The organism is Bradyrhizobium sp. 22, from assembly GCF_000482425.1.
Classification (GTDB): Bacteria; Pseudomonadota; Alphaproteobacteria; order Rhizobiales; family Xanthobacteraceae; genus Bradyrhizobium; species Bradyrhizobium japonicum_B.
In genome coordinates, this window is sequence record NZ_KI519399.1 from 2432005 (window position 1) to 2444592 (window position 12588).

Here is a 12588-nt window from a genome sequence, read left to right on the forward strand (position 1 = left end):
GGGTGCCCGTGATGTCCGCCGCAGCACCACGCTTCCATCGCTTGGCCGTCAGCGACCTTCGCCGCGAGGCCTCCGACGCCGTATCGATGACCTTCGCCATTCCCGGCGAGCTCGCGCGGGACTACGCCTTCACGCCCGGCCAATATCTGACGCTCCGCACCATGCTGGACGGAGAGGAGGTGCGCCGCTCCTATTCGATCTGCTCCGGCCCTGACGACGGCGAGATCCGCATCGCCGTGAAGAAGGTCGATGGCGGCGCATTCTCGAGCTGGGCAGCCGAGGATCTCAAATGCGGCGACGAGCTCGACGTGATGACGCCGACCGGCCGCTTCGGCGTGGTCCCCCCGGCAGACCGGGCGCGCATTCATGTCGGCTTCGCCGCAGGCTCCGGCATCACCCCGATCCTGTCGATCGTGAAGGGCGTGCTCGCGCGCGAGCCGGACAGCCGCTTCTTCCTGTTCTACGGCAACCGCAGCACCGACAACATCATGTTCCTCGAAGCATTGGAGGAACTGAAGGACCGCTTCATCGATCGCCTCTCGCTGTTCCATGTCATCTCCGGCGAGGAGCAGGACATCCCGATCCTGCATGGCCGGCTCGACGGCGACAAGGTGAGGGTGTTGCTGCGCTCGCTGGTGCCGGCGGGAAGCGTCGATCATGTCTACATTTGCGGGCCGCTCGGCATGAGCGAGGACATCGAGGCCACCTGCCGCGCGCTCGGCATCGCGCAGGATTGCATCCACGTCGAGCGCTTCGTCTCCGAATTCGGCGGCAAGCCGCGGCCGAAGAAGGCGGTTGCCCCCGACGCGCCGCCGAAAGCGATCGCCTCGCTGATCATCGACGGCAAGCGCCGCGAGGTGCCGGTGGCCGAGGACGAGGCGATCCTCGACGCCGCGCTGCGCGCCGGCGTCGATCTGCCCTTTGCCTGCAAGGGCGGCATGTGCTCGACCTGCCGCGCCAAGCTGGTCGAAGGCGAAGCGCCCATGGACATCAACTATTCGCTGGAGCCGTGGGAGCTCAAGGCGGGCTTCGTCCTGACCTGCCAGGCCAAGCCGTCGTCGGAGCGCGTCGTGGTCGATTATGACCATGTCTGACAGGGCGTATCAGGGCCCGGCGATGCAAATGCGTCGCATTATTTGACAGTTTTGGCCAACCAGCAGAACATCATGTGCAAGCATTTGACCGGGAGAGGCGCGTGAACCTCAAAGCCGCTTTGTCGCCTGAGAATGTTGCTCGCGCCTGCGCCGAGGCGATGTGGGCGGAGGACGACGCCTCCAAGGGACTCGGCATGGAGATCGTCGAGATCGGTCCGGGCTTCGCGACGCTCGCGATGACGGTGCGGCCGGACATGGTCAACGGCCAGCGCATCGCCCATGGCGGCTTCATCTTCACGCTGGCCGATTCCGCGTTCGCCTTTGCCTGCAATTCGCACAACGACCGCGTCGTCGCGGCGCAGGGCCAGATCACCTTCATCAAGCCGGGCAGGCTCGGGGATCGCCTCGTCGCGAAGGCGCGTGAGGTCACGCGCGGCGGGCGCTCCGGCATCTATGACGTGCGGGTCACCGTCGGCGACGTCGTGATCGCGGAATTTCGCGGACATTCACGGGTCATTCCCGGAACCTGGCTGCCGACCCAGGAGCCCTAGAAAGAAAAAGACAACAAAAAGAAAACCGATGATGTGGGGAAACGAAGATGAATCTGACGAGGCTCGAGCAAGGCGGCAGCGCCTATAGCCCCGAGATGGACGCGCATGAGCGTGCCTCGCGCGACGAGATCATGGCGCTGCAGAAGCAGCGGCTGGCCTGGTCGCTGAAGCACGCCTACGACAACGTCACGCATTATCGCAAAGCCTTCGATGCGGCCGGGGTGCACCCGTCCGATTTTCGGGAACTATCCGATCTTGCGAAATTTCCGTTCACCGTGAAGACGGATCTGCGGGACAATTATCCTTTCAACATGTTCGCCGTGCCGCGCGAGAAGCTGGTGCGCGTGCATGCGTCCTCCGGCACGACGGGCAAGCCAATCGTCGTTGGTTATACGCAAGCCGACGTCGACACCTGGTCCGAGGTGATGGCGCGTTCGATACGCGCCGCCGGTGGCCGCACCGGCATGATCATCCACAACGCCTACGGCTATGGCCTCTTCACCGGGGGGTTAGGGGTGCACTACGGCGCCGAGAAGCTCGGCTGTACCGTGGTGCCGATCTCCGGCGGCATGACCGAGCGGCAGGTGCAGCTCATCAACGATTTCCGGCCCGACATCATCACGGTGACGCCGAGCTACATGCTGGCAATCCTCGACGAGTTCAAGCGCCAGAAGCTCGATCCGCGCCAGTGCTCGCTCAAGGTCGGCATCTTCGGCGCCGAGCCCTGGACCAACGCCATGCGCGGCGAGATCGAGGACGCCTTCGACATGGACGCGACCGACATCTATGGCCTGTCCGAGGTGATCGGTCCCGGCGTCGCGCAGGAATGCATCGAGACCAAGGACGGCCTGCATATCTGGGAGGATCATTTCTACCCCGAGGTGATCGATCCCGAGACCGGCGCGGTGCTGCCCGACGGCGAAAAGGGCGAATTGGTCTTCACCTCGCTCACCAAGGAGGCGTTCCCGGTGATCCGTTATCGCACCCGTGACCTGACGCGCCTGTTGCCGGGCACGGCACGGCCGGGCATGCGCCGCATGGAGAAGGTGACCGGCCGCTCCGACGACATGATCATCCTGCGCGGCGTCAATTTGTTCCCGACCCAGATCGAGGAGGTACTGCTCGCGACCGATTGGTGCGGCGGCCACTTCATTCTCGAGCTGACCCGCGAAGGCCGCATGGACGAACTGACCATCATCGCCGAGGCACGGCCTGAGAGCTGGGACGGCCGGGGCCTCGTCGACCACGCCGACCGGATCTCGACCCACATCAAGAACACGATCGGGATCAGCTCGAAGGTGAGGGTGGTCGCGCCCGACACGCTGGAACGCTCGCTCGGCAAGGCCAAGCGGCTCTACGACAAGCGGCCCAAGGACTGACCGGACGGATTGACTCGACCGGCTTCAGAGGCGACAAGGCCCGCGACAAATCGCGGGTCCTTTCATGTCGTCACTGGATGCCAAATCCGTCGAAGCGCGCTGCGTGCGCCTCGAGGCCAAGGCCGAAAATGCCGCCGCCCTTGCGCCGACGGTCGAGCGTCACGTGCTGACGCGGGGTCCGAACGATCTCCTGATCGAGGTGAAGGCTGCCGCCGTCAACCCATCGGATGTGAAGGCCGCGACCGGGCTGATGCCCTATGCCGTGTTCCCGCGCACGCCGGGCCGCGATTATGCCGGCATCGTCATCGACGGGCCGGCCGGTACGGTCGGCCGCGAGGTGTTCGGCTCCTCCGGCGATCTTGGCATCCGCCGCGACGGCACCCATGCCAGCCATCTCGTGGTCGAGGCCGATGCTGTGGTGGAGAAGCCGGAGACGGTGTCGTGGGAAGAGGCTGCCGGCATCGGCGTGCCCTTCGTCACCGCGATGGAAGGCTTTCGCCGCGCGGGCTTGCCGAAGAAGGGCGACACCGTGCTGGTGTTCGGCGTCAACGGCAAGGTCGGCCAGGCCGCGGTGCAGATCGCGACCTGGCAGGGCGCAAGCGTCATCGGCGTGGTCCGCAAGGCGGAGGCCTATCAAGGCCACAGCAACGCGTCGATCGAGGTGATCGATGCCTCCGCGACCGACGTCGCCGGGCGCGTGCGCGAAGTGACCGGCGGCAAGGGCGCCGACATCGTCTTCAACACGGTGGGCGATCCCTATTTCGAGGCAGCACACAAGTCGCTCGCCTTGCGCGGTCGCCAGATCCTGATCGCCGCGATCGACCGCATCGTGCAGTTCAACATCCTCGAATTCTACCGGGGACAGCACACCTATGTCGGCATCGATACGCTCGGCCTGTCCTCGACGGCGACCGGCGCAGTGCTGCGCGACCTCGGCCCGGGCTTTGCGAGCGGCCACCTCAAGCCGTTCCCGATCAAGGCGAATGCCGTCTATCCGCTGGAGCACGCCAAGGAGGCCTATGTCGCCGTCGCCGGCTCTTCGCGCGACCGGGTGATCCTGAAGCCGTAATCATGGAATCGCCCGAACTCGTCATCCTCGCCGGCCTCGGCATCGGTCTCGTCTACGGCGCGGTGGGTCTACTCAGCGGCTTCTGCCTGATGAGCAGCATGCGCGGCTGGCTGGCCGAGGGAGACGGGCGGCTGGTGCGGACCTATGCACTGGCGATCGCGGTGGCAATCACCGCGAGCCAATTCCTCGCCGGCAACGGTATCGTCGATCTCGGCAAGACCATCTACCTTCAACCATCCTTCTCGGCGCCGGTGCTGTTCCTCGGAGGCCTGCTGTTCGGTTACGGCATGGTGCTGTCGAACGGCTGCGGCTCGCGCGCGCTGGTGCTGCTCGGCCGCGGCAATCTCCGCTCGTTTCTCGTGGTGATCGTACTCGCCGTGGCTGCCCAGATGACGCTCAAGGGCCTGATCGCGCCGGCGCGCATCGCGCTGGTTCAGGCTTCGCAGACGACCGTCAATGCGAACTCGCTGCCGTCCTTGCTAGTGGCGCTCGGTCTGACGGAATCGCTCTCGCGCGTGGTCGCCGCTGCAGCGATGGTCGTCACGCTGATCTTGTTCGCTTTCGCGCACCCCGGGTTCCGCCGCTCGCCAGGCCAGATCGCAGCGGGGACCATCGTCGGCGTCCTCGTCGCCGGCGGCTGGGTCGTCACCGGCCATCTCGGCGCCGACGACTTCAATCCCATCCCCGTGACCTCCCTGACATTCATCGCGCCGATCGCCGACAGCCTGCAATACGCCATGCTCTCGACCGGCCTGACGCTGAACTTCGGCATTGCCACGGTCGCCGGCGTCTTCGCCGGCAGCCTGGCGACGGCGCTCGCAACCCGCCGCTTCAAGCTCGAAGGCTATTCCTCGCCACGCCACATGCTGCGCTCGGGCGGCGGCGCCGCACTGATGGGAATCGGCGGCGTGATGGCGTTCGGCTGTTCGATCGGGCAGGGGCTAACCGGCATGTCGACGCTCGCGCTGGGCTCGTTGGTCGCGCTCGCCGGAATCCTGCTCGGCACGACGGCGGGCCTGCGCGGCGCGCTACGGGTCCGGCCGGTCCAGGCGTCGGAAGCGGGCTCGACGATCGCCTGAGCTAATCCACCGCCTTCGTCACGATGCGGATCTCCGACGTCAGCGTCCGGTGCACCGGGCACTTGTCCGCGATCTCCATCAGCTTCTTGCGCTGCTCGGCATCGAGCGCGCCGTCGATCGTGATGTCCCGCTCGATCTGGTCGAGCATGCCCTCGCGCGTCTCGCACTCCGCACAATCCTTGGCATGGATCTTGGAGTGCTTCAGGGCGACGGTGACGCGCTCGAGCGGCAGCGATTTGCGGTCGGCATAGAGGCGCATGGTCATGGAGGTGCAGGCCCCCAAGCCCGCGAGGAGGAAATCGTATGGCCCGGGACCCGCATCCATACCGCCTGCCGCGGCCGGCTCGTCCGCCACCAGATGATGCGGACCGACTGTGATGATCTGGTTGAACTTGCTCTTGCGGGTCTCCTGGACCACGACCTGCCGCGGTGCCTCGGGCAGATCCATCGCCTTCGCAGGCTTCGCGGTGTCGATGTAGCGGCCCGCCCAGGCCGCGATCACGTCGGCCGAGTAGAGCGCGTCGGCTGGCTTGCTGAGCAGATGATCGGCGTGATCGAGCGAGACGAAGCTCTTGGGATGCCTGGCAGCAACGAAGAGCTTGGTGGCGTTGTCGATGCCGACGGTGTCGTCGACAGGCGAGTGCATCACCAGCAGCGCCTTGTGCAGGCCGGTGACATCGCTCATCAACTCGTGCTCCGCGATGTCCTCGAGGAATTCGCGCTTGATCCGGAACGGACGTCCCGCAAGCGAGACCTCAACCTCGCCCTGTGCGCGAATGTCGTCAAGATGCGCCTTGAAGAGGCCGGTTACGTGCGCCGGGTCGGATGGGGCCGCGATGGTCGCGACGGCCCTGGCTTCCGGAATCTGTCCGGCTGCCGCCAGGATCGCGGCGCCGCCGAGGCTGTGGCCGATCAGGATGGACGGCGCCTTGCGGATGCTACGCAGATGATCGGCCGCGTGCACGAGATCGGCGACGTTGGAGGAGAACGTCGAATTGGCGAAGTCGCCCTCGCTCGAGCCGAGCCCGGTGAAGTCGAAGCGCAGCACCGCGATGCCCTTGGCGGCGAGCGCGACCGCGATCCGCTTGGCTGCCAGCGTATCCTTGCCGCAGGTGAAGCAGTGCGCGAACAGCGCGTAGGCCGCGGGCTCGCCGTCCGGCAATTCCAGCGCGGCCGCCAGCTGATGGCCGCCTTCGCCCGCGAATTGAAAGCGTTCCGTCGGCATGGCTTTCCCTCGCTCCAATCTGAACCCTAATCGTCCGAATAGCGCTGCTCGGCCCAGGGATCGCCCCGGTTGTGATAGCCGCGGACCTCCCAGAAGCCCGGCGCGTCCTCGGTCCGGAATTCGATGGCCTGGAGCCATTTCGCGCTCTTCCAGAAATACAGATGCGGCACGACCAGCCGCACCGGGCCGCCATGCTCTTCCGCCAGCGGCCGGCCGGACCAGCTATGGGCGAGCAGGGCGTCCTCCGCAGCGAAGTCTTCCAGCGCGAGGTTGGTGGTGTAGCCGTCGTAGGAATGCAGCACAACGAAGCGCGCATCCTCGCGCGGCTGGCAGGCCGCCAACAATTCACGCGTGGCGAGCCCTTCCCACTCGTTGTCGTAGCGCGACCAGGTCGTGACGCAATGGATGTCAGAGGTGAATCGGGCCTGCTTTTGCGCCGCGAACTCCGCAAACGTCCAGAACACGGGGGTCTGGACTGCACCGTAGACGTCGAGCCGCCAGCGCTCGCGGGAAATCGGCGGGGTGACGCCGAGATCGAGCACCGGCCAATCCTTGGTGAGATGCTGGCCCGGCGGCAGGCGCTGGTCTTCCGGCCGCGTGATCCTGCCGGTGAGGAAGCGGCCCTCACGCGCCCATGCTTCCTTGGTGCGCGTCAATTTGCTGTCGGGCGGCTCGTTGTCGTCAGCCATGGCCGTCCAGCCTCTCCGTCCCCGTGTTGGAAAGGCTTACATCGCCTTTCCGAGCAGAAATGGCAACTGGCGGGGGCCTCGCACCGTGCCTTGCGACCAGGTCACGGTGCCTGCCGGATCGAGCCGGAAGTCCGGGATGCGCTTCAGCCATTCCTCCAGCGCAACCTGCATCTCCATACGCGCCAGGTTGGAACCGACGCAGCGGTGGATGCCGAGGCCGAAGGCGGCGTGGCGGTTCTCGCGGCGGTCGATCACGACTGTGTCGGCATCCGGAAACACGTTGGGATCACGATTGGCGGCTGGGAAGGACAACAGCACCATGTTGCCCGCCTTGACCGGACAGCCCGAGATCGTCGTGTCCTTGACCACCTCGCGGGCCATCGTCACCGGCGAATAGGCGCGCAGCAGCTCCTCCACCGCGATCGGCATCAGGCCGGGCTCGGCGATCAGCCGCTCGCGATCGGCCGGCGTCTTCGCCAAGTGCCAGAGCGAGGATCCGATCGCGCTCCAGGTGGTGTCGATGCCGGCGATCAGGAGCAGGCGCAGCGAGCCAAGGACGTGGGAGTCTTCGAGCGGATTGCCCTCCTTGTCCCTGGCGTTCATCAGGTACGAGATGAGATCGTCGGTCGGGTCGGTCTTGCGCTTCTCGATGTGCGCGGTGAAATAGGCGCTCATCTCCTGCACGGCCTGCAGCAGCTTGCTCTCGTCCTTGATGCCGAGCTCGAGGATCATGTGGATCCATTTGATGAAAAGATCGCTGTCGCTTTCGGGAATGCCCAGCATGTGCGCAATCGCGCGAACCGGAATGTACTTGCTGTAGCGCGCGGCGGCATCGACCTTGCCGTCGGCGATGAATCCGTCGATCAGCTCATTGCAGATCGCGCGCATCCGCGGTTCCAGCTTCTTCATCGCATCCGGCGTGAACGGCGGCAGCAGGAGCTGCTTGGCCGGCTTGTGCACGGGCGGGTCGGAGGTGATCGGCGGAGCTGCGTTCCTGGCGACTTCGGGCCGGACGTCGCGCACGATGATGCGGCGCGAGGAGAAATGCTCGGTGTCGTTGGCGATCTCGCGCACGGCCTCATAGGTCGTCGGCATGTAGCAGCCGAGGAAGCGATTGGTGTGCACGACCGGGCTCGCGGCGCGCATCTCCTCCCAGATCGAGAACGGGTCTTCCGTCCACTGCGGATCGGTGTGATCGAAATCGTTGACCCAGTCGGTGACGGGCGGATGGGCGACAGGTTGGCTGACGTCGGACATGACAGGGAATCCTCGGGCTGGCGGTCGAATCGCGCGGGCACACAGGGCGCCCGTGCTACTCCTCGATCACGTCGATTGCGATTTCCGGGCAATTGGCTTTGGCAAGCCAGGCCTTGTCTTCGAGCCCGGGCGGGACCGTGCCGTCGCCGGCTTCGTGCGCGTTGCCAAATTCGTCGAGCTCGAAGAGTTCCGGCGCCAGTGCTTTGCAGCGCGCGTGGCCCTGGCATTTGTCGGGATCGACGTGAACCCTCAGTCGCTCTGTCATGGCGGCATCCTTGGTCGTATCCGCGCGTGGCCCGCAGGGCGGCGCGTTCCTCATGTCAATTTATATCCACGGCATTTGCCGCGGGCTGTAAGTTATATGCTATTACATTCGCGGCAGGCTTTCCCTGTCAAGCGCAAACTTGTAGGCTTGGCCACAACATGCGCTCCCAACTCGCCCGCAAGCCCGAAAACACCTACCATCATGGCGATCTTCGCGATGCTTTGATCAAGGCCGCGCTACGCGAAGCGGAGCAGGGCGGCGCCGAGGCGATCAGCATCAAGGCGCTGGCCAGGCAGCTCGGTGTGTCTCAGCCGGCGCCGTATCGACACTTTGCCGATCGCGAGGCGCTGCTTGCGGCGGTGACGGCGGAGGCGTTCCGGCAGCTCTGCGCGATCCTGCGCGAGGCGATGGCCAGGCCGTCCAAGCAATCGAAATTGTCACGGCTGGCACAGGCGACCCTGGATTTCGGCCTGCGCCGCAACGGCATCTACCGCCTGATGTTCGCCTCGCGCACCGTCTCATGCGCGGCCAAGGGCAGCGAGCTGTACGAGGTCACGCGCGAGACCTTCGCGCTAGTGATCGAGGCGCTGGAAGCGCCTGCCGTCGGCTATTTGCGCGAGCGGCAAGCGCTCAAGATCTGGGCGGCGCTGCACGGCGTCGTGATGCTGGCCGAGCAGGGCCTGTTCACCGGCGAGGCGGCCCATGCCACGCGCGAGGAACTGGTCGAGGATTTCGTCAGCGAGACCAAGGCCGCGCTCGCGCTCGCAATCAGGGCCGCGCGGCGTCGAAAAGCGACGGGTGCCTAAGCCTTCGCTCCCAACAGCGTCATCAGTGTGTCGACGGCGCTTTCAGGCGTGGTCACGACGGGACGGCCGGTGGCGTCAGCGACCAGCGGTGCCGTCGCCGCGATGCTGAACTGCGCCAGCGCGATGACGTCGCAATCGCGCAGGTCCTGTGACGCTTCGACGACAAGCCGATCGTGCGTGGCGCGGTCGCCGCGGTCGAGCGCCGCCAGCGCGCCGTCGGCAAGTTTCGGAACGACCTGGACCGAGGCCGGAAACTCCGGCGGCATCGAGGCCAGCGTCGGCGGAAAGGTGGAGAGCAGGCCGATGCGCCTGCCCATCGTCACCGCGCGCTCGATCATCGCTTCGTTCGGCTTCAGCACCGGCATCGGCGCCTGCGCGCGCGCGACCGCTTCGATGCAGGGGCCGAAGGCCGAGCAGGTGAACAGGATTCCATCCGCGCCCGTCGCCGTCGCATAGTCGCCGAGTGCCAGGAAGCGCTCGGTCATGGCGTCGTTGAGCTGGCCGTCACGGGCCAGATCCGCCGACAAGCTGTCGTCAAGCAGGTTCATCAGCCGCGCCGCCGGCCACGCCTTCGCAAACGCGGCCTCGATCGGGGCGATGGAGTGCTTGAGGGCGTGGATCAGGGTGATGCGAGGGGGCGTCGTCATGGAGCGTGACTATCTGGGTTCTCGTGCCCCGGACGCAGCGCAATGCGAAGTATTGCGCTGCAGAGCCGGGGCCCATCTTTGGCATCAGAAGCCGTGGCCTCCTGGGCCCCGGCTCTGCAGCGCACCGCCGAAGAGGCGCTGCGCTGCGTCTGGGGCACGTCCGGCTACGTCTTCACCTTCGGATCGATCGGTGTCGTCCCGCGCAAGCCCAGAACATCCTCCAGCACCTTTGCGCCGGCGATCACCTGCGCGTCGGCGCGCGGTGCGCCGACCACCTGCACGCCGACCGGCAGGCCGGACGCCGTGAAGCCGCACGGCAGCGACAGCGAGGGGCAGCAGGCCAGCGTGATGGCGTAGACGATGCCGAGCCATTCGACGTAGTTCTCGAACGTCTTGCCGGCGCATTCGGCGACATAGCGGTGCTCGATCGGAAAGGGCGGCACGATCGTGGTCGGCGTCAGCAGCAGATCGTAGGTCTTGAAGAACTCGACCGCGCGCTCAGTCATGCCGACGCGCTGGGCCTCGGCGCGCGCGATCTGCTCCACCGTGAGCTTGAGCCCCTCCTCGATGTTCCAGATCACTTCGGGCTTGAGCAAATCGCGCTTGGTGCGCAGCAGATTGGCCTTGGTCATCGCGAAATCGAAGGCGCGCAGCACGTGGAAACATTCATGCGCCTCCCGCCAGTCGGGATGCGCCTCCTCGACGATGACGCCGGCCTCGGCGAAGCGTTCCGCCGCCTTCCGCGTGATCGCTTTTACTTCGGGATCAACAGGGGTGATGCCCAGATCGGGCGAGTAGGCGATGCGCTTCGGTTTCTTGCCCGCCTGCGCCGCCGACAGGAACGAGGTCGCAGGGGCGGGCAGCGACAGCGGATCGATGGCGTAGTCGCCGCTCATGGCATCCAGCAGCAGCGCGAGATCTTCGACGTTGCGCGCCATCGGGCCCTGCACGCCGAGATTGCGATCGATGCCCGCCTTCGGCGTATGCGCGACCCGGCCGATGCTCGGCCGCATGCCGACGATGCCGCAGAAAGCGGCGGGGCTGCGCAAGCTTCCGCCCATGTCCGAGCCCTGCGCCAGCCAGGCCATGCCAGTGGCCAAGGCCACCGCCGCGCCGCCGGAGGAGCCTGCCGCGGATTTCGTCGTATCCCAGGGATTGAGCGTCGCGCCGAACACCTCGTTGAAGGTGTTGGCACCGGCACCGAATTCCGGCGTGTTGGACTTGGCGTAGACGACCGCGCCGTTGGCCTCGAGGTTCTCGACCATGAGGTCGGACTTGGCGGGGACGTTATCCCTGAAGATCGGCGAGCCCTGCGTGTTCAACACGCCTGCAACGTCGGTCAGATCCTTGATCGGCACGGGCAGGCCCGCGAGCAACCCCCGCGCGCCCGCGGGCTTGTGCATCAAGGCCTTGGCGCTGTCCCGCGCGCGATCGAAACACAGGGTCGGCAGTGCATTGACCCTGCCATCGACTTCATTGATGCGCTTTTCCAGCACGTCCAGCAGTTCGAGCGGCGAGACGTCGCCGGAGCGCAGCTTGTCGACGACGGCGCATGCGGTTTGACGGATCAGGTCTTGGGACAATTGATTTACTCCTACCTCTAGCTTGTCATTCCGGGGCGCCCCGGAGGGCGAACCCGGAATCTCGAGGTTCCGGGGTCGATGCTTTGCCTCGCCCCGGAACGACGGTGTTAGAAAATTCTCGGGCAGCTAACCCCAACCCGCGCTGATGCCGCCGTCCACCGTGTAGATCACGCCCGACGTATAGCCGGCGCGGTCCGAGGCCAGGAATGCCATGAGGTCGCCGATCTCGCGCGCATGTGCGGGGCGGCCGAGCGGCAGGCCCTTCTGGAATTCCTTGTAGCGGCTTTCGTCGCCGAACTGGTGCTTTGCCCGCGTCTTGAGCTGGCTGATGTGGCGGTCAGTGCCGACAGGGCCCGGATTGATGCCGACAACGCGGATGTTGTCGGCGAGACTCTTGCTGCCGAGCGCGCGGGTGAAGGCCATCAGCGCGGCATTGCCGGCGCTGCCGCAGATGTAATTGGCGTCGAACTTCTCGCCGGCCGCGCCGATGTCGTTGACGATGACGCCGCCGCCCTTGGCCTTCATCTGCGCGTAGATATGCCGCGTCAGGTTGATATAGCCGAACACCTTCAATTCCCAGGCGTGGCGCCAGGCGGCCTCGTCGATCTTGTCGATCGAGCCGCCGGGAATGTCGCCGGCATTGTTGACGAGAATGTCGATGTCAGCAGCTTCCCTGGCGAGCCGCGCCACGTCCTCTTCCTTGCGCAGATCCACGATGCTCGTTGCGGCATCGATCTGGTGGGCGGCGCGCAGTCGGTCGGCCAGCGCCTTCAGCGCCTCGCCGCTGCGGGCGGCGAGCAGGAGATGTGCGCCTTCCTCGGCAAATGCCTCGGCGGCGGCAGCGCCAATGCCCTTGGACGCGCCCGTGATCAGGACGCGCTTGCCACGCAGATGCAGATCCATGAGGGGACTCGCAGGATAGGAACAGGATCAAATCAGTAGGC

Annotated in this window: 13 protein-coding genes; 6 read left to right on the forward strand and 7 right to left on the reverse strand. The window is 65.8% G+C overall.

What is annotated here, in order from left to right:
* The first annotated feature begins 11 nt into the window (after positions 1-11).
* The 5 genes from paaE to K410_RS0112830 all read left to right on the forward strand — a co-directional run bounded on the left by paaE (position 12) and on the right by K410_RS0112830 (position 5172).
* The gene (paaE, locus tag K410_RS0112810; protein WP_028135231.1) at positions 12-1094 is read left to right on the forward strand and encodes a 1,2-phenylacetyl-CoA epoxidase subunit PaaE; all 1083 of its coding nucleotides are present in this window, start codon (positions 12-14) and stop codon (positions 1092-1094) included.
* Between the two features lie 101 nt (positions 1095-1195).
* Positions 1196-1645: a hydroxyphenylacetyl-CoA thioesterase PaaI gene (paaI, locus tag K410_RS0112815; RefSeq protein ID WP_028135232.1), complete on the forward strand. Its 450-nt coding sequence runs from the start codon at positions 1196-1198 to the stop codon at positions 1643-1645.
* Between the two features lie 47 nt (positions 1646-1692).
* Complete coding sequence (paaK, locus tag K410_RS0112820; RefSeq protein WP_028135233.1) at positions 1693-3024, forward strand: phenylacetate--CoA ligase PaaK; 1332 nt, start codon at positions 1693-1695, stop codon at positions 3022-3024.
* 64 nt (positions 3025-3088) lie between these two features.
* The gene (locus tag K410_RS0112825) at positions 3089-4093 is read left to right on the forward strand and encodes a quinone oxidoreductase family protein (protein ID WP_028135234.1); all 1005 of its coding nucleotides are present in this window, start codon (positions 3089-3091) and stop codon (positions 4091-4093) included.
* A 2-nt stretch (positions 4094-4095) separates the two neighbouring features.
* A complete protein-coding gene (locus tag K410_RS0112830) occupies positions 4096-5172 on the forward strand; it encodes a YeeE/YedE family protein (RefSeq protein ID WP_028135235.1) in 1077 nt (358 codons plus the stop codon).
* 1 nt (position 5173) lies between these two features.
* Here K410_RS0112830 and K410_RS0112835 read toward each other — a convergent pair whose 3' ends face one another.
* The 4 genes from K410_RS0112835 to K410_RS0112850 are packed head-to-tail and all read right to left on the reverse strand — an operon-like array spanning position 5174 to position 8608.
* Positions 5174-6397, reverse strand: coding sequence for a bifunctional alpha/beta hydrolase/OsmC family protein (locus K410_RS0112835; protein ID WP_028135236.1), 1224 nt, complete (start codon positions 6395-6397; stop codon positions 5174-5176).
* Positions 6398-6423: 26 nt separating this feature from the next.
* Complete coding sequence (locus K410_RS0112840; protein WP_028135237.1) at positions 6424-7086, reverse strand: sulfite oxidase-like oxidoreductase; 663 nt, start codon at positions 7084-7086, stop codon at positions 6424-6426.
* Positions 7087-7122: 36 nt separating this feature from the next.
* The gene (locus tag K410_RS0112845; protein ID WP_028135238.1) at positions 7123-8343 is read right to left on the reverse strand and encodes a cytochrome P450; all 1221 of its coding nucleotides are present in this window, start codon (positions 8341-8343) and stop codon (positions 7123-7125) included.
* Between the two features lie 55 nt (positions 8344-8398).
* Positions 8399-8608, reverse strand: a complete 210-nt coding sequence (locus K410_RS0112850) for a ferredoxin (RefSeq protein ID WP_028135239.1) — start codon at positions 8606-8608, stop codon at positions 8399-8401.
* A 158-nt stretch (positions 8609-8766) separates the two neighbouring features.
* Between K410_RS0112850 and K410_RS0112855 the strand changes: the two genes are divergently transcribed.
* Positions 8767-9414 (forward strand): TetR/AcrR family transcriptional regulator, encoded by a 648-nt coding sequence (locus K410_RS0112855; RefSeq protein WP_028135240.1) that lies wholly within the window; start codon positions 8767-8769, stop codon positions 9412-9414.
* Here K410_RS0112855 and K410_RS0112860 read toward each other — a convergent pair.
* The 3 genes from K410_RS0112860 to K410_RS0112870 all read right to left on the reverse strand — a co-directional run bounded on the left by K410_RS0112860 (position 9411) and on the right by K410_RS0112870 (position 12547).
* Entirely contained in the window at positions 9411-10061 is a 651-nt protein-coding gene (locus K410_RS0112860) for an aspartate/glutamate racemase family protein (protein ID WP_028135241.1), read from the reverse strand. The two genes, K410_RS0112855 and K410_RS0112860, sit on opposite strands and share 4 nt — an antisense overlap.
* A gap of 164 nt (positions 10062-10225) precedes the next feature.
* Positions 10226-11644 (reverse strand): amidase, encoded by a 1419-nt coding sequence (locus K410_RS0112865; RefSeq protein ID WP_028135242.1) that lies wholly within the window; start codon positions 11642-11644, stop codon positions 10226-10228.
* 126 nt (positions 11645-11770) lie between these two features.
* Positions 11771-12547 carry an SDR family oxidoreductase gene (locus K410_RS0112870; RefSeq protein ID WP_028135243.1) on the reverse strand — a complete coding sequence of 259 codons (777 nt, stop codon included), beginning with the start codon at positions 12545-12547 and terminating at the stop codon, positions 11771-11773.
* Positions 12548-12588: the final 41 nt, after the last annotated feature.